The sequence below is a fragment of the Agreia sp. Leaf244 genome (assembly GCF_001422695.1).
Classification (GTDB): Bacteria; Actinomycetota; Actinomycetes; order Actinomycetales; family Microbacteriaceae; genus Agreia.
This window is the reverse complement of record NZ_LMLX01000002.1, coordinates 805,281-824,204: the sequence shown is the minus strand read 5'-3', so window position 1 is coordinate 824,204 and position 18,924 is coordinate 805,281. Positions and strand designations below refer to the sequence as shown.

Sequence of the window (18,924 nt, the reverse complement as noted above, 5' to 3'; positions counted from 1 at the left end):
GTGGAGGCGACGGAAGGAACATCCATGCTGCAGCTCGACGCAGTCACCAAACGCTTCGGCGACCGCACCGCCCTCGACGCCGTGAGCTTCGAGGTCGGAGACGGCCGACTGACCGGGTTCGTGGGGGGCAACGGCGCCGGCAAGACCACGACCATGCGCATCATCCTGGGCGTGCTCGCCGCCGACTCCGGAACGGTGCGCCTGGGCGGCTCCGTGCTCGGCGCGGCCGATCGGCGTCGCTTCGGCTACATGCCGGAGGAGCGGGGGCTCTACGCCAAGATGAAGGTCGCCGAGCAGCTCGTGTACCTCGCCCGGCTGCACGGTCTCTCCCGTCGCGACGCCGAGGCGAACGCCGCCGAACTGCTCGAGCGGCTCGGCCTCGCCGAGCGCGCGAACGGCACCGTCGAGAGCCTCTCGCTCGGAAACCAGCAGCGCGCCCAGATCGCCGCCGCGCTCGTGCACTCTCCCGAGGTACTCATTCTCGACGAACCCTTCTCCGGCCTCGACCCCATGGCGGTCGAGACCGTGCTCGGGGTGCTGCACGACGTGGCGAAGCGGGGTGCGCCGGTGCTGTTCTCGTCGCACCAGCTGGATGTCGTCGAGCGGCTCTGCGACGACGTGGTCGTGATCGCGAACGGCCAGGTCAGGGCCAGCGGCTCTCGCCAGAAGCTGCAGGACGACAATGCGGTGCGGCAGTTCGAACTGCTCGTCGCATCCGACGCGGCCTGGGTGCGCGAGATGCCCGGCGTCACCGTGCTCGACTTCGACGGGGGCTACGCCCTCTTCGAGGCCGACGACGACGAGGCCGCGCAGGCCGTTCTTCGGCGCGCCCTGCAGCAGGGGCCGGTCGCCAGCTTCGCGCCCCGGCACCGATCGCTCGCCGAGATCTTCACGGAGGTCGTGAAATGACCATCGCAGACACCCGGGCCAACACCTTCGTTCAGAGCGCCGTGCTCGTCGCCGACCGCGAGGTGCGCATGCGGCTGCGCAGCAAGGCCTTCATCGTCTCGTCGGCGATCCTGCTGCTGGCCGTGATCGCGTCGATCGTGGCGGGCAGCATCTTCGGCGCGTCCGCCTCGAGCTCCGTCACCCGCGTCGCCGTCGTCGGAGATGCCCAGCCGTTCAGCCAGGTCGCGTCGCTCGACGTGACCGAGGCCGACAGCGTCGGCGATGCCGAGCGGCTCGTGCGAGCCGGCGATGTCGAGGCCTCGATCGTTCCGGGCGACGGGCCCACGGGCATCCGGATTCTGGCGCTCGAGGAGGCGCCCACCGCGCTCGTGCAGCTGCTGAGCGTGACGCCCGAGGTGTCGCTGCTCGAGCCCGCCGACCAGAACGGGTCGCTCGCCTATCTGGTGGGGCTCGGCTTCGGCATCGTGTTCTTCATGGCGGCGACCCTGTTCGGCACGACGATCGCCCAGAGCGTCGTCGAGGAGAAGGCCAGCCGCGTCGTCGAGATCCTGATGTCGGCGATCTCCGCCCGCGCCCTGCTGGCCGGCAAGGTGATCGGCAACACGGTCCTGGCGTTCGGCCAGATCGTTCTGATCGCCGCGGCCGCTATCGTCGGACTGGTGGTGACGGGGCAGGATGCGCTGCTCGGCGACCTGGGACCATCGATCGTCTGGTTCGTGGTGTTCTTCGCCGTGGGCTTCGTGCTGCTGGCCGCGCTGTTCGCCTCGGCTGCCGCGCTCGTGTCGCGACAGGAGGACATCGGATCGGTGACCACGCCCGTGATGATGCTGGTGATGATCCCGTACTTCCTCATCGTGTTCGCCTGGGACAACGACCTGGTGCTCACGATCATGTCGTACGTGCCGTTCTCGGCACCGATCGGCATGCCGATGCGCATCTACCTCGGAACCGCCGAGTGGTGGGAGCCGCTTCTCGCGCTGGTGGTCATCATCGCCACGACCGTGGTGGTCGTGCTGCTCGGGTCGAGGATCTACTCGAACTCGCTGCTGCGCACGGGCGCGAGGGTGAAGATCCTGGATGCGCTGCGCGGCTGAGATTCGTTCCCTGAGCCTGTCGAAGGGGCGCGTCGCGCGATCGCCGCGATGAATCCACCGACGAAGGTGTCGCCGAGGCCGATCGTGGTGGGCTGCTCGACCGTCAGCAGAAAGGCGGGCACGCAGCAGACCTCGGCGCCCAGGCGGGCCCGGATACCGGCGGCCAGCTCGGCCCCCAGCGGGTTGAGGGGCAGCAGGCCGGTCTGCACATAGTTGCGCTCGGTGAAGCCGTCGCCGCGCACGTAGCGGGTGCTGGCCATCTGGATCGCACCGCGCAGCGCATCCTCGTAGTCGCCGGCGCGCTCGCCCAGGGCGAGCGACCAGAACTTGGTGTGCACCACCAGCAGCGAGGCCGGGATGAGTTCGCGGAGCTCGCCGAGCGCGGCGCAGACCTCGTCGACGTCGAGCAGGTCGACGGGGTGGCCGACGTAGGCCTGCATCTCGTCTTCGTTCATGCTGTACACGTCGATGCGGTCGAGCAGGGCCTCGCGCACGTGCCGGCTCAGGGCCGGTACGTGGAAGCCTGAGTCCTCGTAGAAGACGAGCGCGCTCTGCGGCAGCCGGCTCAGGTGCCGGCGAATGTCGTCGAGGCGTCGCAGCAGCGTCTCCTCGCTCTGGATGCTGTTGAATCCCGAGATCATGAAGAGCTCGGCCTGTTCCAGGCTGCTGCCGAGTTCGTCGCTGAGCACGAGCTCGGCGTTCGGCGGATCGTTGGCGAAGATCACGCGGTTGGCGTGCGGCGAACGCAGCTCCAGCTCGCCCACGCGCACCCTGCTGCCCTCGACGAATTGAACGATGAGGTGCGGGTCGAGGGTGTCGCGCTCGGCGCTCGAGATGTAGGCCGAGCCCCGGGGGAGCAGCCTGCGTACGTTGTCGTCGATGCTCACGAGGTGCAGGGTGCAGGTCACGCCCAGCGCCTCCATCGCGTAGGCCGCCCGCACGCCCGTTCCGCCGAGGGTGATGCGTCGACGGAATCGGGCGGCGAACTCTTCGACCGTGCGGGAGGAGGCGACGAAGCGCTCTCCTCCCGCGCCGTCCTTCACGAAGGCGAGCAGGGCGATCAGCAGGTCGCGTTCGCTGCGGATCGCGATCAGCCGGGAGAGCTCCGAGGGCTGGATCGCGTAGTGCAGCACGAGGTCGTCGATCACCCGGGAGTCCCAGACGATCTCGTAGTCCACCGTTCCGCCGAGACCCAGCACGAGCTTCTCATTCATCGTGACACCAAACGCTTCGTGGGCTCGCGCCCGTCGGTCAGTACAGCGTGGCCTTGCCGGCCGATTCGAAGAGGTCGATCTTCTGGGCGGCCGTCTCCTTCATCGCGGCGATCGACGGGGGCTGGATGGTGTTGGGCTCGCGCACGCTCGCGTCGGCCAGCACCTCGCGCATCTTGTTGTGGTAAGCCGCCTTGATGTCCGACGAGATGTTGATCTTATTCACTCCGAGCTTCACCGACTCGCCGATCTCGCGGTCGGGGTTGTTGGATCCGCCGTGAAGCACGAGGGGGATGTTGACCTTGGCCTTGATGCGCTTGAGCAGCTCGAGCTTGAGCTCGGGCTTCATGCTCGCCGGGTAGATGCCGTGGCTGGTTCCGATGGCGATGGCCAGGCTGTCGACGCCGGTGGCCTCGACGAACGTCACCGCCTCGTCGGGCTCGGTGTAGATGATGGATGCGGCGCCGTCTTCGGCCTCGTTGTCGGTCTTGCCGATCGTGCCGAGCTCTCCCTCGACGGAGACGCCCACGGCGTGTGCCGTGTCGACGACCTTCTTCGTGATGGCGATGTTCTCGTCGAACGGAAGCATCGAGCCGTCGATCATCACCGAGGTGAAGCCGCTCTGAATGGCCAGCAGCACCTGTTCGTAGCTCGCGCCGTGGTCGAGGTGGATGGTGACCGGCACGCTCGAGCGGTTCGCCCTGGCGATGATCGCGTGCAGCACATCGGTGCCGATGTGGCTCAACTCGTCGGGGTGGATGGCGATGAGCAGCGGCGACTGCTTCTCTTCGCTGATCTCGAAGAGGCCGTTCATCATGGCGTAGTCGCTGACGTTGAACGCCGGCACGGCGAAGTTGTTCGCGTTGGCGACATCGAGAAGGTCTTTTCCGGATACGAGCATGGTGGGTTTTCTCCTTGTTTTGTGGTGAGGCAGTGGTGTCGCAGGGAAGGGGGAAAGAAGGGTCAGCTCTTGACGGCGCCGGCGGTCATGCCGCCGATGAAGTAGCGCTGGAAGAAGAGGAAGAGGATCAGCACGGGGATGCAGCCGAGGATGCTCATCGCCATCATCTCGTTCCACTCGTACGAGTTCTGGCCCATGAGCAGCTGGATGCCGATAGGCACCGTGCGCATGTCCTCCGTGCGGGTGAGCGTGAGGGCGAAGAGGTATTCGTTCCACGCGATCATGAACGTGTAGACGCCCACGGAGACGATGCCGGGTATCGAGATCGGCACCAGGATGCGCCACAGCACGGTGAGCGGGCCGGCCCCGTCCATGCGGGCCGCCTCGTCGAGCTCCTTCGGCAGGGTGTTGAAGTAGCCGGTCATCATGATGATCGCGTAGGGCAGCGTGAACACCAGGTAGGTGAGGATGAGGCCCTGATACGTGTTGTAGAGGCCGAGCACCACCATGAGCCCGAAGAACGGGATCAGCAGCGTGATCGGCGGCACCGCCTGAATGCTCACGATGACCATGTTGATCGGGCGCTTGCCCTTGAACTCGTAGCGGCTGAAGGCGTACGAGGCGAGGATCGCCACGAGCAGTGTCAACGCGGTGACGGCCAGCGAGACGACGTAGCTGTTGATGAAGAAGCGCACCTTCGTGGGATCGGTGAGGATCGTGATGTACGCGTCGAACGAGAACGTCGAGGTGATCAGCTGCGGCGGGTAGGCGAAGATCTCGGTGTTCGGCTTGAACGAGCTCGAGGCCATCCAGAGGATCGGGAAGGCGGCGAAGGCCGCCCCCGTCAGCAGCAGCAGGATGATGACGACCTTCGCGAGTCGCTCCTTCGGCCGGCGCCGCGGCTTCTGCGCGGGCGAGCGTCGGGCGCCATCCGGTGTCGTACGAACGGCCGAACTCTGTTTCTGGGCGAATGTCGTCATGTCAGTCACGCGCTTTCTGGTGACGCACGTAGAAGAACGCGAGCACCATGGTGAGAAGAAGGATGAGCACGGCGCTCGCGGAGGCGACGGAGAACTCGTAGCGGCTGAAGGCGAGCTTGTAGGTGTAGGTGCTGAGCATCTCCGTGACGTTGACGGGTCCGCCGCCGGTCGTCATCCAGATGAGGGCGAACTGCTGCGAGGTCCAGATGATGTCGAGCACGCTCATGCTGATGATGATCGGTTTCAGCTGGGGCAGGGTCACGTTCCAGAAACGCTGGAATGCGGATGCGCCGTCGACCCTGGCCGCCTCGTACAGGTCGGCGGGCACGCCCTGCAGACCGGCGAGAAGGGTGACCATGTAGAACGAGTAGCCGGCCCAGATGTTGATGAATGTCACGGCGAGCAGCGCCGTGTCGGGAGACGACAGCCACTCGATGCCCTTGTCGGTCAGGCCGAGCGAGATGAGGATGTAGTTGATGACGCCGTTCGGGTTCAGCATCAGGCGCCAGAGCACCGCGATGATGGCGACGGTGAACAGCCACGGCAGGATGTAGACGACCCGGAAGAGCGCCTTCGTGACGTTGCCGACGAGGGGCGAGTTCAGCAGCATCGCGAAGCCGAGGCCCAGCAGCAGGTGAGCGGCAACGCTCACCAGCGTGAAGAAGAGGGTGTTGCCGGTCGCGGTGCGGAACACCGGGTCGCTCAGCACCTCGACGTAGTTGTCGAGCCCGACGAACACCGGGAACTTGTTCGTGATCACGTTGTCCATGAACGAGTACCCGATGACCATGATCACCGGGATGAGCATGAGCACGAGCATCACGATGACGGTCGGCGAGAGGAAGGCGTAGGGGGTCAGCCTGCGTGCGGTGGGAGCCCACCTGGGGGTGCTGCGCTTCGTGCTGACCGGTCTGACGACGGTGTTGGTCGAGGCCACTGCAGAAGCCTTTCTGTGAGGGGTGGCCGCGCCGCGGAGCTCCCTTTCTGCAAGGGCTGGCCGCGGCGCGGCCGTCAATCGACGGGTGTTTGTGGGGCGAGGGGGCTAGAACTCCCCGACCCACGCATCCTGGGCCTTCTTCAGGCCGTCATCGACCGACTCGTTTCCCTGCAGAATCGCCTGCAGCTGCTCGTCGAAGAGACGCATCAGCTGTTCGGCAACCGGCAGTCCGACGAACTCGTTGGCGGGCTTGCCCTCGGAGTAGATGTCGAAGGCCTCCTTGAACAGCGGGTCGCTCGACGAGAAGTCGGGCACGCTCTTCGTGTTGCCCGGGAACGCGTTCGCGAGGGTCGACAGCTCGGAGTTCGTCTTCTCGCTCATGAGGAACTGCACGAGCTTCCAGGACTCGGCCGGGTGCTTGCTGCTGGCCGAGACGCCGATGCCCCACGAGGCGTAGGGGATTCCGCGCTCTCCGCTGAAGCCGTCTTCGGCCGGGATCGCGGAGATGCTGAACTTGAGGTCGGGGTTCGACGTGCGGATCAGGTCGATGTGCGACAGCGAGTCGATCATCATGCCGACGCGGCCGTTGGTGAACTCCTCGACCTTGTCCTGCTCCTTCATCGTGGCCGAGCCGGGTGCGATCACGCCGTCATCGTTCAGGCCCTTGATGTACTCGACGGCGGACGTGACGTCGTCGTTGGTGACGTCGGGCTTGCCGTCCTTCAGCATGGTTCCGCCCGACGACCAGACCCACGACATCACGTCGTTCTGGATGCCGTTGGGCGCCTCGGAGGAGAGCGGCAGGACCCAGCCGCTCGTGTTGTCGCCGAGCGCCGTCACGGCCTTCGCGGCCGTCTCGAACTCGGTTCGGGTCGACGGCGGAGCGGTGATGCCGGCCTTCGCCAGCAGGTCGTCGTTCGTGAAGAGCGGGTAGACGAAGTTGACTACGGGGATCATCTGGGTCTTGCCGTCGACCTCGATGGTGCTGGCGAGTTCGCTGTCGTCGTAGTTGGCGTCCTTCATCAGAGTGCTGAGGTCGGCGAGGGCGCCCTGCTTGGCGAAGTCGCTGACCCAGGCGCCGTCGAGGCCGACGACGTCGGACATCGTGCCCGCCGCCGCGCCGGCGAAGAGCTGCTCTTTCGTCGAGGCGTAGGGGCCGCTGAGCAGCTTGACCTTGATGCCGGGGTTCTCCGACTCGAAGGTGTCCATCAGGGTGCGCAGCGCGCCGTCGGGCAGTTCCGGCTCCCACCACTGGGCGAGTTCGATGGTGACGTCGCCACCCGAGGCGGAGTCGTCGCTGCCGGCGCCGGACGAGCAGCCGGTGACGAGGGTGAGGGCAGCGGCCGCAGCCACAGCTGTGGTGAGGCCTCTTCTAAAACGAGCTTCTTTGCTCATGTCTCTCCTATGAGATGCGGGATCATGCTGTTGAATGCGCTTTTGTGCGCCTTATCGTTGTGAGAGTAGTCCCGCCAGAGCATTAACGCAAGTAATCGCATTGTGCTGCGTTCTTATGCGTCTTTTGCAGCGGTCTCGGCGCCAATATCTCGTCGTCAGGCAGCGGGTTGCGTATTTCTGCGATGTTCTGCTACAAATCAGACGTGGCCGACTCATCTTCTCTCTCAGACGGCGACGATCAGCCTCTCCGGCTGCCGGCGGGACGAAAGGCCGACCTCACGGCGTACGTCACCGAGGTCGGCGAGGTCACGGTGTCGGCACTCGCCGTGCGATTCGGTGTCTCCGCCGACACGATCCGGCGAGATCTCGATCAGCTCGACGCCGACGGCTTTCTCGTGCGAACGCACGGCGGCGCGGTCAGCATCGCGGTGATGCCGTCGACCGAGAAGAAGCTCGACGTGCGACTCAGGCTGCAGCGGTCGGCCAAGGAGAAGATCGGCGCCCTGGCGGCGGGGCTCGTCGAGAACGGCTCGGTCGTCATGATCAACGCCGGCACCACGACGCTGGCCGTCGTGCGGCATCTCGAGGATCACCGCGAGTTGACTATCGCCACGAACAACCTCCGCATCCCGACCGAGATCTCGCCGAAGGTGTGCCGTGACCTCTATGTGTTCGGCGGCGCAGTGAGGCTGAGCGGCCAGGCCACCATCGGGCCCATCGGTTTCCAGTTCTCCGACACCGGCAACGACCTCGACCTGCACTGCGACCTGGCTCTGATCTCGGTCGGAGCGGTCTCGGCCGAGAGCGGCTTCTCGACGAGCAACCTGGCCGAGGCGCTGATGATGAGCGAGATGGTGTCGCGGGCGTCGAAGGTCGCGATCCTCGCCGACTCGTCGAAGTTCGACCGCCGACTCTTCGCTCAGGTGGCCGAGCTGGGCAGCGTGGACTATCTCGTCACCGATGTCGCTCCGGAGGGCGAGCTCGCAGAGGCCCTCCGTAGGAACAAGGTCGAGGTGCTCCTCCCGCCGAGCGGAGCGTCCTCCTCCTAGACGCCGCGCGCCCACCTGGTGTGAGATGGTCGAGAAGAAGGTTCGCGACAAGGAGACGACGATGGACTTCAACGACCGCATCATCGAGGAGTTCCGCGCCAACGGCGGTCACGTCGAGACGGCGGGGTTCGGCGACAAGCTCGTTCTGCTTCACACCATCGGAGCGCGCTCCGGCGACGAGCGCGTGGCGCCCACGATGGCGCTGCGCGACGAGGACTCGTGGCTCGTGTACGCGTCGAAGGCGGGCGCGCCCGAGAACCCGGCCTGGTACTACAACCTCGTGCAGAACCCCGACATCACCATCGAGACGCCCCAGGGAATGGTCGAGGTCACGGCGCACGAACTGCACGGCGACGAGCGCGACGCCGCCTGGGCGCAGGTGGTGGCTGTCGCCTCGGGCTTCGCCGACTACCAGGTCAAGGCGGGCGCGCGGGTGATCCCCGTGCTCAGGCTGACGCCGCGCTAGCCGTCCGTTCCCTGAGGCTGTCGAAGCCCACCGTTCCCTGAGCCTGTCGAAGGGCCCCGTTCCCTGAGCCTGTCGAAGGGCAGCATGTGACAGCCAGCCCCCGGGCTGGCACACTCGAGGGATGAGAACGAGCTCACGAGTGGCGCGACGCATCCGATCGGGTGGTCTTGCGACCGTGACGGCAGCGGTCGTGCTCTCTCTGCTCGGAGCGTGCTCGACGCCCGCGCCCAGCCCCACGCCCGCGGCCGTATCGGAACCCGTGGTCACGACTCCGCCGGCGGCGCCGAGCGATCCCACTCCCGCCTTCGCGCAGCTCGAGCAGGAATTCGACGCTCGGCTCGGCGTCTACGCGCTCGACCCGCTCAGCCGCGCCGAGGTGGCCTACCGCGCCGACGAGCGATTCGCCTACGCGTCGACCTTCAAGGCGCTCGCGGCGGGCATCCTGCTGAAGACCGTGCCCGACGAGCAGCTCGACGAACTGGTCTCGTATGGCGCAGACGAGCTGCTGCCCAACTCGCCGGTCACCGAGGCGAACGTCGACGAGGGCATGACGCTCCGCGCCGTGGCCGAGGCGGCGGTGCGCTTCAGCGACAACACGGCGGGCAATATCGTTCTCGAGCGTCTCGGCGGGCCGGAGGGGTTCACCCAGGCGCTCCGCGATCTCGGCGACACGACGAGCAGCTCAGATCGCATCGAGACCGACCTCAACAGCGCGATCCCCGGAGATACCCGCGACACCAGCACCCCGCGCGCATTCGCCCTCGACCTCGCCACCCTGCTCACCACCGACGCCCTGGGCGCGGCGCAGCAGTCGCAGCTCATCGACTGGATGACCGGCAACGCCACGGGCTCCGAGCTCATCGCCGCGGGTCTGGATGCCGGATGGTCGGTCGCCGACAAGTCCGGCGCGGGGGCGTACGGCACGCGCAACGACATCGCGCTCGTGTGGCCGCCGAGCGGGTCGCCGATCGTGCTCGTGATCATGTCGAACCGCCCCACCGAGGACGCGGAGTACGACAACGCGCTCATCGCGCGCGCCACCGAGGCCGCGCTCGCGGGCCTCGGCTACTGAGCCGCAGAGACGAGTCCGCGCCCGTTCGGTGCACATGCCGCCACTCGACCGGTCGCGGATGCGCCGCGGGGGCGCGGATGCGGGGCTGAGCCGCGTCAGGCGACCGGTTCGCCCTGCCACGACTCGACGTGCCAGCCGTCGTCGGGCGAGCCCGTGAGCACCACGATGCCCGTGTTGCCCAGTCCGTGCGTGACCGTGAACTCCGGACCAAGATTGTCGGCGCGGCCGGCCACCCACACGCGGATCGCGGCGTCGTGGTCGACGACCGCGACCGTGCCGCCATCCGGTCGCTCGGCCGACGAGGCCTGCTGGGCCCGCCAGATCTCGGTGATGCCGCGATCGAAGCGCTCGAAGAAGTGGTCGCCGCTGAAACCGCCGGGAACGGCGGCGGTGAAGTCGCCCTGCGCCCAGATGCGAAACGGCGAGGCGTAGGCTGACATGGCCTCGTGATCGCTGCGGTCCTCGAGTTCGCCCGCCTCGATCTCGTGGATGCCCTCGACCACGGTCACGGGCAGGCCCGTCGCGCGCGACAGGGGCTCGGCCGTGAGCTGGGTTCGGCGAAGAGTGGATGCGTAGAGGCCGTCGAGAGGCGCGTCGCCGAGGGTCACGGCGAGGGCCTCGGCCTGCTCGCGTCCGCGTGGCGTGAGCTCGGGCCCCGGCTGCGTCGTCGACAGGATTCCCGCCTCGTTGGCAGTGGACTCCGCGTGCCGTATGAGAAGCATCCGAATGTGGGATTTCCCTGTTGGAATCCATGTGTGCGACATAGAGTCAGCCTAACGACGTCCCCGTCAGGGGACCGGTGATCAAGGGAGATCAACATGGCAGGAAACAGAGCAGTCGCATACAAAGGACCGGGCGAAGTCGAGGTCATCGACATCGACTACCCCGTCTTCGAGCTGAAAGACGGTCCAGGGGTCAATCCCGCGAACGTCGGACGCAAGGTGCCGCACGGAGCGATCATCAGAACGATCGCAACGAATATCTGCGGCTCGGATCAGCACATGGTGCGAGGTCGCACGACCGCCCCGGTGAACCTGGTCCTCGGCCACGAGATCACCGGTGAGGTCGTCGAGGTCGGCCCGGGCGTCGAGTTCATCAAGGTCGGCGACATCGTGAGTGTTCCCTTCAACATCGCATGCGGTCGCTGCCGCAACTGCAAGGAGCGCAAGACGGGCATCTGCCTCAACGTGAACCCCGATCGGCCCGGCAGCGCCTACGGCTACGTCGACATGGGCGGATGGGTCGGTGGGCAGGCCGAGTTCGTCCTCGTTCCGTATGCCGACTGGAACCTGCTGAAGTTCCCCGACCGCGATCAGGCGCTCGAGAAGATCATGGATCTGACGATGCTGTCCGACATCTTCCCGACCGGATTCCACGGGGCGGTCACGGCTGGCGTCGGAGTCGGGTCGACCGTGTATGTCGCGGGTGCCGGCCCTGTCGGTCTCGCGGCGGCCACGAGTGCGCTGCTCCTCGGGGCGGCGGCGGTCATCGTCGGCGACTTCAATGACGACCGCCTGGCGCAGGCGCGCAGCTTCGGATGCGAGACGGTCAATCTGGGCGCGGGCGAGCTGGTCGACCAGATCGAGCAGATCCTCGGCGTTCCCGAGGTCGACTGCGGTGTGGATGCCGTGGGCTTCGAGGCCAGGGGTCACGGCGGCGGAGAGGCTCCGGCGACGGTGCTGAACTCGCTGATGGACGTGACTGCAGCCGGCGGCGCGCTGGGCATTCCGGGGCTCTACGTCACGGGCGACCCGGGCGGAGTCGACGAGGCGGCCCAGAAGGGTTCGCTGTCGCTCAGCCTCGGTACCGGATGGGCCAAGTCGCTGTCGTTCACCACCGGTCAGTGCCCGGTGATGAAGTACAACTACGGCCTCATGCAGGCGATCCTGCACGACCGCGTGCACATCGCCAAGAACGTGAACGCGAAGGCGATCTCGCTCGACGATGCGCCCCGCGGCTACGCGGAGTTCGACGCGGGAGCGGCCACGAAGTACGTTCTCAACCCGAACGGCTACCTCGACGCGGCATAGCTGACGTGGGGCGGGAATACTCCCGCCCCACCCCGCGTTCTCACTCACATATATGCAAACGCATAGAAAAGTTTAGGAGTGAGTGAACATGCAGTTCGGAATCTTCAGCGTCGGCGATGTCACGACAGACCCGACCACGGGGTACACGCCCAGCGACACTGAGCGCACCAAGGCCATGATCGCGATCGCCGAGCACGCCGACCAGGCCGGGCTCGACGTCTTCGCCGCAGGCGAGCACCACAACCCGCCCTTCGTCACCTCGTCGCCCACGACGATGCTCGGCTACCTCGCCGGCACCACCAAGAACATCGTGCTCTCCACGGCCACCACGCTCATCACCACGAACGACCCGGTGAAGATCGCCGAGGACTACGCGATGCTCCAGGTCATCAGCGACGGCCGCATGGACCTCATGATGGGCCGTGGCAACACCGGCCCGGTCTACCCCTGGTTCGGCAAGGACATCCGCAAGGGCCTCGAGCTCGCCACAGAGAACTACGCGCTGCTTCGCCGCCTCTGGGAGGAGGAGGTCGTGGACTGGGCCGGAAACTTCCGCACCCCGCTGCAGGGCTTCACCGCGACCCCGCGGCCCCTCGACGGAGTCGCGCCGTTCGTCTGGCACGGTTCGATCCGCAGCCCCCAGATCGCAGAGCAGGCCGCCTACTACGGTGACGGCTTCTTCCATAACAACATCTTCTGGCCGATCGAGCACACTGAGCAGATGGTGAAGCTCTACCGCAGCCGCTACGAGAGCTACGGCCACGGCCGCGCCGACCAGGCGATCGTCGGACTCGGCGGGCAGTTCTTCGCCCGCAAGAACTCGCAGGCCGCGAAGGACGAGTTCCGCCCGTACTTCGACAATGCCCCGGTCTACGGACACGGCCCGACGATGGAGGACTTCACCGCCCAAACCCCCCTCACCGTGGGATCTCCGCAGGAGGTCATCGACCGCTACGCCGCGATGCGCGACCACGTGGGTGACTATCAGCGCCAGCTGTTCCTCATCGACCACGCCGGGCTGCCGCTGAAGACGGTACTCGAGCAGATCGACATCCTGGCCGAGGAGATCGTTCCCGCGCTCCGCAAGGAGAACGAATCGAAGCGCCCCGAGGGCGTTCCGAGCAACCCGCCCAGCCACGCCGAGCGCGTCGCCGCGGCTCGCGCGAAGGGTGCCGTCGCATCCACTCACGTCGACGGCGAGGATCAGTGGACCGGCCTCACAGCCGAGGGCGGCACGAAGCCGCTCGCCAAGGCAGGCGCGGCCTTCGGCCTGTAAGAAGCCGTTCATTCCCTGAGCTTGTCGAAGGGCAACTCCCTTCGACAGGCTCAGGGAACGGGTCTGTTCAGGGAACGGGAACGAGTGCCGCCGCCGGCACCAGGCGCACCACGACCGCCTTCGACACCGGGGTGTTGCTCTCGTCGGTCACCGCGTCGAGCGGCACGAGCACGTTGGCCTCGGGGTAGTACGCCGCGGCGCACCCCCGGGCGCTCGGGTACGACACCACCCGATACGAGCGCAGCACCCGCTCGATTCCGTCGTTCCACTCGCTGAACACGTCGACGAGCTGTCCGTCTTCGAGACCGAGCTCGTCGAGGTCGAGCGGGTTCACGAACACCACGCTGCGGCCCTTCTTGATGCCGCGATACCGGTCGTTGAGGCTGTAGATCGTGGTGTTGTACTGGTCGTGGGCACGCAGGGTCTGCAGCAGCAGTGTTCCCTCGGGGCGCACCACCGGCTCGAGGTGATTGACCGTGATCATCGCCCGGCCCGTAAGCGTGTTGAAGGTGCGGCTGTCGCGCGGACCGTTCGGCAGCACGAAGCCGTCGATGTTGCGGATGCGCTCGTTGAAGTTCTCGAAACCGGGAACGACGTGGGCGATGTGGTCGCGGATCAGATCGTAGTTCTGCTCGAACCCGGCCCAGTCGATGGGCGACTCCTCGCCGAGGACGGCGCGAGCGAGACGGCTGACGATGGCGATCTCCGACAGCACGTGGTTCGAGATCGGCTCGACCTTTCCGCTCGAGGCGTGCACGGCGCACACGGTGTCCTCGACCGAGACGAACTGAAACCCGGATGCCTGCCGGTCGAGCTCCGTGCGCCCCTTCGTGGGAAGGATGAGCGCCTCGTCGCCGATGACCGCGTGCGAGCGGTTGAGCTTGGTCGACACCTGCACGGTGAGCCGCGTGCCGCGCATGGCGGCCTCGGCCACCTGGCTGTCGGAGATCGCGGCCACGAGATTGCCGCCCATGGCGAACCACACCTTGATGTCGCCGCGGGACATCGCCTTCATGGCGTTCACCGCGTCGAGGCCGTGCTTCCTCGGCGGATCGAAGGAGAACTCCTTCTGCAGGGCATCCAGGAACGTGTCGGGCATCTGCTCCCAGATTCCCATGGTGCGGTCGCCCTGCACGTTGCTGTGACCCCGGATGGGCGATGCCCCCGCACCCGGCTTGCCCATGTTGCCCCGAAGCAGCAGCAGGTTCACGATCTCCTTGATGGTGCCCACGGCCTTCTTCTGCTGGGTGATGCCCATGGCCCACGTGATGATCACCCGGTCGGCGGAGATGTAGCGCTCGGCCAGTTCGTCGATCTCGGATGCCGTCAGTCCGGTGGCCTCCAGCACCGCGGCGTCGTCGAGACCGTCGATATGCGCCATGAACTCCTCGAGCCCCGAGCAGTGCTCTGCCAGGAATTCGTGGTCCAGCACCGTTCCCGGGGCCGTGCGTTCGGCATCCAGAACCCGCTTCGAGACGGCCTGCATCAGCGCCATGTCGCCACCGAGCCGGATGTGCACGAACTGGTCGGCGATCTTCGTGCCGTGGCCGACGATGCCGCGCGGGCGCTGCGGATTCTTGTAGCGCATGAGCCCGGCCTCGGGCAGCGGGTTGATGGCCACGATCTTCGCGCCCTTGCGCTTGGCGTCTTCGAGCGCGGTGAGCATGCGCGGGTGGTTGGTGCCCGGGTTCTGGCCCATCACGATGATGAGGTCGGTGTCTTCGAAGTCGTCGTAGGCGATGGTGGACTTGCCCACGCCGAGGACCTCGCCCATGGCGGTTCCCGTGGACTCGTGGCACATGTTCGAGCAGTCGGGCAGGTTGTTGGTGCCGAAGGCGCGCACGAAGAGCTGGTAGGCGAAGGCCGTCTCGTTGGCGGTGCGTCCGCTCGTGTAGAACGCGGCCTCGTCGGGGGAGTCGAGCTCGTTCAGCCGCGAGGCGATGATCTCGAACGCCTTCTCCCAGCTCACGGGCTCGTAGTGGTTCTTGCCGGCGGGCTTGTAGACGGGCTCGACGAGCCGGCCCTGCATGCCGAGCCAGTGCTCGGAACGGGTGAGCAGGTCATCGATGGAGTGCTGCCCCCAGAAGCTACGGGGCACCGCGATGGGAGTCGCCTCCCATGTGACCGCCTTGGCGCCGTTCTCGCAGAACTCGGCGGCCTTGCGCCTGTCGGGGTCCGGCCAGGCGCAGCTCGGACAGTCGTACCCGTCTTTCTGGTTGAGGCCGAGCATCAGCTTGGCCGTGCGCGCCAAACCCATGCCCTCGATCGCCGGAACCATCGAGTGCACGATGCCGGGAACGCCGACAGCCCAGGTCTCGCGTTCGCCTACCTCGAGCTGCGAGTCGTCCTCGCGGGGAGGGATGGTGGTCATGCGGCACCGATGCTTTCGCTGGAGAGGTTTTCGACGGGCGGTAGGTCGGACTCAAGCACGCGCTCGGCGCCGGAGTAGATGACCATGGAGTCGCCGCGCAGGAAGCCGACGAGGGTGATGCCCAGCTCGACGGCCAGCTCGACCGCCAGCGACGAGGGTGCCGACACGGCGGCGAGCATCGGGATGCCGGCCATCGAGGCCTTCTGCACGAGTTCGAAGCTGGCCCTGCCCGAGACCATGAGCACGGTTCCGCGCAGGGGCAGCAGGTTCTCGCGGGTGGCCCAGCCGATCACCTTGTCGACGGCGTTGTGCCGGCCCACGTCTTCGCGCAGCACGAGCAGCTCGCCGCTGACGCCGTCGAAGAGCGCGGCCGCGTGCAGCCCGCCCGTCTTCTCGAAGACGGCCTGCTGTTCGCGAAGCCGATCCGGGAACGTCGTGAGCAGCGCGGCCTCGATGCGCAGGGCATCCGCTGCGGCCGTGTAGGCCGACGTCGTGCGCACCGCGTCGATCGACGCCTTGCCGCAGAGCCCGCACGAGCTCGTGGTGAAGAAGTTGCGCTGCAGACTCGGATCGGGAGCCGCGACACCTGGCGCAAGCGTCACGTCGAGCACGTTGTAGGTGTTCATGCCGTCATCGTCGGTGCCCGCACAGTAGCGGGCCGCGGCGAACTGCTCGCCGTTCGAGATCACACCCTCAGACACGAGGAAGCCCGCGGCGAGGTCGACGTCGTTGCCCGGGGTGCGCATCGTGATCGCGAGCGACTGGCCGCCCACGCGGATCTCGAGCGGCTCCTCGGCGGCGAGCACGTCTTCGCGCACGCTCTTGTGCCCTCCGACGCTCAGGCGGGTGACGCGACGACGAACCGTGATTCTGCCCATACAGCATGCCTATCACCGATTCGCGCATGCCGACAGGGCTGGCCGCAGCATCCCAGCGACTCGGCATCTCGTAGGCTGACTGAATGCTGCTCGACGCGATCGTGCTCGCGGGCGGAAGGTCCTCCCGTCTCTCGGGCGTGCCCAAGGCGCAGCTGCTTTGGCACGGTGCGACGCTGCTGCAGAACACGGTCGATTCCGCGCTGCGGGGCGGCGCGAGGCGCGTGGTCGTCGTGGGTCCGGATGCGCCGGATGCGCCGGGTGCGCCGGGTGCGCACGTTTCGGATGCGCAGGGCACGGATGCGCCGGCCCGGGATGCGCGCGTCCGGTTCACGCGCGAGGACCCGCCCTTCGGCGGCCCCGCGGCGGCGATCGGCGCGGGGGTTCGCGCCCTCGAAGGGCAGCAGGCCTCCGCAACGGATGTCACGGACGTCGTGCTGGTGCTCGCCTGCGACATGCCCGAGATCGCTGGCGCCGTCTCCGCTCTCGTCGAGTCGCTGCCCTTGGCCGGCTTCGACGGTGCGCTCCTGGTCGATTCCTCCGGCATGCTTCAGCCCCTGGCGGCGGTCTACAGCCGCCGCGCGCTGGCCGATGCGGTGGAGGCGCTGCGTGCATCCGGAACCCTCGACGGAGCCTCGATGCGCTCGCTGATCGCGTCGCTCGACCTGCGCGAACTCTCAGACGCTGCGGGCTCCACGAGCGACGTCGACACCTGGCCCGACGCGGCCGCCTTCGGCATCGAGCCGCCCACCGATGCACCATCCCCCGACGAGCACCCACACGAGCACCCTGACGAGCAGAGGAGTCGAGCGTGAGCGACGACCAGCCGAACACCGAGAAGCCGAACACCGAGAAGCCGAACACCGAGAAGCCGGCGAAGCCCGCGCGGTCGCCCGAGGAGCAGGCGCAGATGACCGAGACGCTGGAGCGCTGGAGCGCCTCCCTCGCCCGGGAGCTGGACATCGCCGACTTCGAGGTCGACATCGATGCCGTGCTGGCGCTCGCGGGGGTCGCGGCGCACGCGGTCCTGCGTCCGGCGGCGCCGCTCACCACCTATCTGGTGGGCTACGCGGCGGGCCGCGCCGCCGCGCTCGGCGAGGCGAGCGGCGAAGAGGCCACGGCGCGGGCTTCCGAGATCGCCGCAGCTCTCGCGCGCAGCCTCGAGAGGTGAGCGCGGCGCCGGGAGGGCAGCGCGCCTCGTGGGCCGAGGCCCGCGAGCTCGCGTTCGCCGCCGGGGCTCCGTTGCCGCCGGTCTCCCTCCCTCTTTCCGCGGCGGTCGCACGCGTCCTCGCCGATCCGGTGGTCGCCCTCTGCGACGTTCCGCACTACGCGTCGTCGGCGATGGATGGCTGGGCCGTTCGCGGGTCGGGTCCCTGGGTGCTGCGGCCGGCGTCTGAGACTCCCACAGCTGCGCTCGGGGTGAACGACGCCCGCGCGATCGTGACGGGTGGACTCATTCCCGAGGGGGCCGACGCGGTGCTGCGCAGCGAGGCGGGCGAGGTCGTCGGCGGCGAGCTGCAGGCCTCGGTCGAGCCGTCGCCCGGCCAGCACATCCGGCCGGCGGGCGAGGAGTTCCGCCGGGGAGAGGTGGCGATCGAGGCGGGCGTGCGGGTGAATCCGGCGCACATCGCGGTCGCCGCCGCGTGCGGAGCCGACGAGCTCGTCGTGCGGGCGCGAGGCCGGGTGTCTCTCGTGCTCACGGGCGACGAGGTGGTGACGCGCGGCATCCCGGCGCCGGGCACCGTGCGCGACAGTTTCGGCCCGCAGCTGCCGGCGTTCGTCGGCCTGCTGGGCGGCGAGGTCGTTCGCGAGGCCCGAGTGGGCGACGACCTCGAGGCGCTCGCGGCGGCGTTGTCTGCGGAGCCGAGCGAGAGCGACGTGGTCATCACGACCGGGGGCACGGGCTCGTCGTCGGCAGACCACCTGCGCGCGGCCCTCTCGCGACTCGGCGCACGCATCCTCGTCGGCGGGGTCGAGATGCGACCGGGCGGTCCGAGCCTGCTGGCGCGTCTCGACGACGGGCGACTGCTGATCGGGCTTCCCGGCAATCCGCTCGCGGCGATGATGGGGCTGGTGACCTTGGCCGAGCCGGTGCTGGCCGCGCTTTCGGGCGGGGGAATGCCGGGGCTGTCGCGCATCCGGCTGGCTCGGGCCGTGCCCGCGGGTCGCGGCGAGACGCGGCTCATCCCGTTCCGGAGAGTCGACGGGCTCGCCCTGCCGAGTGCGTTCACCGGGTCGGCGATGCTCCGAGGCCTGGCCGACGCATCCGGTGTGTTGGTCTGCTCGAGTGCGGGCGCCCAGGCCGGAGCAGAGCTGGAGTTCTTGACGCTGCCCTGGTCGTGACCGGCCGTCTGGCGA

Annotated in this window: 18 protein-coding genes; 10 read left to right on the top strand and 8 right to left on the bottom strand. The window is 67.5% G+C overall.

The annotated features are described in order from the left end of the window. Positions 1-24: 24 nt before the first annotated feature. Both ASF06_RS08670 and ASF06_RS08665 read left to right on the top strand, forming a co-directional pair. Entirely contained in the window at positions 25-909 is an 885-nt protein-coding gene (locus tag ASF06_RS08670; protein ID WP_055945602.1) for an ABC transporter ATP-binding protein, read from the top strand. Next, positions 906-2,003, top strand: a complete 1,098-nt coding sequence (locus ASF06_RS08665) for an ABC transporter permease (protein WP_055945600.1) — start codon at positions 906-908, stop codon at positions 2,001-2,003. Before ASF06_RS08670 ends, ASF06_RS08665 begins: the two co-directional genes overlap by 4 nt. On the opposite strand, the gene ASF06_RS08660 is transcribed toward ASF06_RS08665, so the two are convergent. The 5 genes from ASF06_RS08660 to ASF06_RS08640 form a co-directional block, all read right to left on the bottom strand. Further along, positions 1,940-3,217 carry an ADP-dependent glucokinase/phosphofructokinase gene (locus tag ASF06_RS08660; protein ID WP_082500795.1) on the bottom strand — a complete coding sequence of 426 codons (1,278 nt, stop codon included), beginning with the start codon at positions 3,215-3,217 and terminating at the stop codon, positions 1,940-1,942. The two genes, ASF06_RS08665 and ASF06_RS08660, sit on opposite strands and share 64 nt — an antisense overlap. A gap of 37 nt (positions 3,218-3,254) precedes the next feature. Next, complete coding sequence (locus tag ASF06_RS08655) at positions 3,255-4,115, bottom strand: ketose-bisphosphate aldolase (RefSeq protein ID WP_055945597.1); 861 nt, start codon at positions 4,113-4,115, stop codon at positions 3,255-3,257. Between the two features lie 62 nt (positions 4,116-4,177). Continuing rightward, the gene (locus tag ASF06_RS08650; RefSeq protein WP_082500794.1) at positions 4,178-5,095 is read right to left on the bottom strand and encodes a carbohydrate ABC transporter permease; all 918 of its coding nucleotides are present in this window, start codon (positions 5,093-5,095) and stop codon (positions 4,178-4,180) included. Position 5,096: 1 nt separating this feature from the next. Beyond that, entirely contained in the window at positions 5,097-6,032 is a 936-nt protein-coding gene (locus ASF06_RS08645; RefSeq protein ID WP_235500948.1) for a carbohydrate ABC transporter permease, read from the bottom strand. Positions 6,033-6,137: 105 nt separating this feature from the next. Continuing rightward, positions 6,138-7,427: an ABC transporter substrate-binding protein gene (locus tag ASF06_RS08640; RefSeq protein WP_055945595.1), complete on the bottom strand. Its 1,290-nt coding sequence runs from the start codon at positions 7,425-7,427 to the stop codon at positions 6,138-6,140. A gap of 203 nt (positions 7,428-7,630) precedes the next feature. Between ASF06_RS08640 and ASF06_RS08635 the strand changes: the two genes are divergently transcribed. The 3 genes from ASF06_RS08635 (at position 7,631) to bla (ending at position 10,014) form a co-directional block, all read left to right on the top strand. Continuing rightward, positions 7,631-8,476: a DeoR/GlpR family DNA-binding transcription regulator gene (locus ASF06_RS08635; RefSeq protein ID WP_055946371.1), complete on the top strand. Its 846-nt coding sequence runs from the start codon at positions 7,631-7,633 to the stop codon at positions 8,474-8,476. Positions 8,477-8,501: 25 nt separating this feature from the next. Next, positions 8,502-8,942 (top strand): nitroreductase/quinone reductase family protein, encoded by a 441-nt coding sequence (locus ASF06_RS08630; protein ID WP_200920338.1) that lies wholly within the window; start codon positions 8,502-8,504, stop codon positions 8,940-8,942. A 121-nt stretch (positions 8,943-9,063) separates the two neighbouring features. Further along, a complete protein-coding gene (bla, locus tag ASF06_RS08625; protein WP_055945593.1) occupies positions 9,064-10,014 on the top strand; it encodes a class A beta-lactamase in 951 nt (316 codons plus the stop codon). Positions 10,015-10,109: 95 nt separating this feature from the next. Here bla and ASF06_RS08620 read toward each other — a convergent pair whose 3' ends face one another. Continuing rightward, on the bottom strand, positions 10,110-10,778 hold the full coding sequence (locus tag ASF06_RS08620; protein ID WP_235500947.1) for a histidine phosphatase family protein: 669 nt from the start codon (positions 10,776-10,778) through the stop codon (positions 10,110-10,112). A 54-nt stretch (positions 10,779-10,832) separates the two neighbouring features. Between ASF06_RS08620 and fdhA the strand changes: the two genes are divergently transcribed. Together fdhA and ASF06_RS08610 are read left to right on the top strand one after the other, a co-directional pair. Beyond that, on the top strand, positions 10,833-12,044 hold the full coding sequence (fdhA, locus tag ASF06_RS08615; RefSeq protein WP_055926200.1) for a formaldehyde dehydrogenase, glutathione-independent: 1,212 nt from the start codon (positions 10,833-10,835) through the stop codon (positions 12,042-12,044). 88 nt (positions 12,045-12,132) lie between these two features. Continuing rightward, on the top strand, positions 12,133-13,320 hold the full coding sequence (locus ASF06_RS08610; protein ID WP_055946363.1) for an LLM class flavin-dependent oxidoreductase: 1,188 nt from the start codon (positions 12,133-12,135) through the stop codon (positions 13,318-13,320). 67 nt (positions 13,321-13,387) lie between these two features. On the opposite strand, the gene ASF06_RS08605 is transcribed toward ASF06_RS08610, so the two are convergent. After that, positions 13,388-15,691: an FdhF/YdeP family oxidoreductase gene (locus ASF06_RS08605; protein WP_055945591.1), complete on the bottom strand. Its 2,304-nt coding sequence runs from the start codon at positions 15,689-15,691 to the stop codon at positions 13,388-13,390. Then, positions 15,688-16,569 (bottom strand): formate dehydrogenase accessory sulfurtransferase FdhD, encoded by an 882-nt coding sequence (gene fdhD, locus ASF06_RS08600; protein ID WP_055945589.1) that lies wholly within the window; start codon positions 16,567-16,569, stop codon positions 15,688-15,690. Before fdhD ends, ASF06_RS08605 begins: the two co-directional genes overlap by 4 nt. An 83-nt stretch (positions 16,570-16,652) precedes the next feature. On the opposite strand from fdhD, the gene mobA reads away from it, so the two are divergent. The 3 genes from mobA to ASF06_RS08585 are packed head-to-tail and all read left to right on the top strand — an operon-like array spanning position 16,653 to position 18,909. Continuing rightward, the gene (mobA, locus tag ASF06_RS08595; protein ID WP_055945587.1) at positions 16,653-17,381 is read left to right on the top strand and encodes a molybdenum cofactor guanylyltransferase; all 729 of its coding nucleotides are present in this window, start codon (positions 16,653-16,655) and stop codon (positions 17,379-17,381) included. Continuing rightward, positions 17,378-17,737, top strand: coding sequence for a DUF6457 domain-containing protein (locus ASF06_RS08590; protein ID WP_235500946.1), 360 nt, complete (start codon positions 17,378-17,380; stop codon positions 17,735-17,737). Before mobA ends, ASF06_RS08590 begins: the two co-directional genes overlap by 4 nt. Next, positions 17,734-18,909 carry a molybdopterin molybdotransferase MoeA gene (locus tag ASF06_RS08585; RefSeq protein ID WP_055945585.1) on the top strand — a complete coding sequence of 392 codons (1,176 nt, stop codon included), beginning with the start codon at positions 17,734-17,736 and terminating at the stop codon, positions 18,907-18,909. Before ASF06_RS08590 ends, ASF06_RS08585 begins: the two co-directional genes overlap by 4 nt. Positions 18,910-18,924: the final 15 nt, after the last annotated feature.

What these genes read in the sequence shown, in the direction of transcription:
- ASF06_RS08640 (WP_055945595.1), bottom strand. Translation starts at nt 7,427, where the DNA reads ATGAGCAAAGAAGCTCGTTTTAGAAGAGGCCTCACCACAGCTGTGGCT.
- ASF06_RS08610 (WP_055946363.1), top strand. Translation starts at nt 12,133, where the DNA reads ATGCAGTTCGGAATCTTCAGCGTCGGCGATGTCACGACAGACCCGACC.
- bla (WP_055945593.1), top strand. Translation starts at nt 9,064, where the DNA reads ATGAGAACGAGCTCACGAGTGGCGCGACGCATCCGATCGGGTGGTCTT.
- ASF06_RS08630 (WP_200920338.1), top strand. Translation starts at nt 8,502, where the DNA reads ATGGTCGAGAAGAAGGTTCGCGACAAGGAGACGACGATGGACTTCAAC.
- ASF06_RS08605 (WP_055945591.1), bottom strand. Translation starts at nt 15,691, where the DNA reads ATGACCACCATCCCTCCCCGCGAGGACGACTCGCAGCTCGAGGTAGGC.
- ASF06_RS08655 (WP_055945597.1), bottom strand. Translation starts at nt 4,115, where the DNA reads ATGCTCGTATCCGGAAAAGACCTTCTCGATGTCGCCAACGCGAACAAC.
- ASF06_RS08670 (WP_055945602.1), top strand. Translation starts at nt 25, where the DNA reads ATGCTGCAGCTCGACGCAGTCACCAAACGCTTCGGCGACCGCACCGCC.
- ASF06_RS08650 (WP_082500794.1), bottom strand. Translation starts at nt 5,095, where the DNA reads ATGACGACATTCGCCCAGAAACAGAGTTCGGCCGTTCGTACGACACCG.
- fdhD (WP_055945589.1), bottom strand. Translation starts at nt 16,569, where the DNA reads ATGGGCAGAATCACGGTTCGTCGTCGCGTCACCCGCCTGAGCGTCGGA.
- ASF06_RS08665 (WP_055945600.1), top strand. Translation starts at nt 906, where the DNA reads ATGACCATCGCAGACACCCGGGCCAACACCTTCGTTCAGAGCGCCGTG.
- ASF06_RS08660 (WP_082500795.1), bottom strand. Translation starts at nt 3,217, where the DNA reads ATGAATGAGAAGCTCGTGCTGGGTCTCGGCGGAACGGTGGACTACGAG.
- fdhA (WP_055926200.1), top strand. Translation starts at nt 10,833, where the DNA reads ATGGCAGGAAACAGAGCAGTCGCATACAAAGGACCGGGCGAAGTCGAG.
- ASF06_RS08620 (WP_235500947.1), bottom strand. Translation starts at nt 10,778, where the DNA reads ATGTCGCACACATGGATTCCAACAGGGAAATCCCACATTCGGATGCTT.
- mobA (WP_055945587.1), top strand. Translation starts at nt 16,653, where the DNA reads ATGCTGCTCGACGCGATCGTGCTCGCGGGCGGAAGGTCCTCCCGTCTC.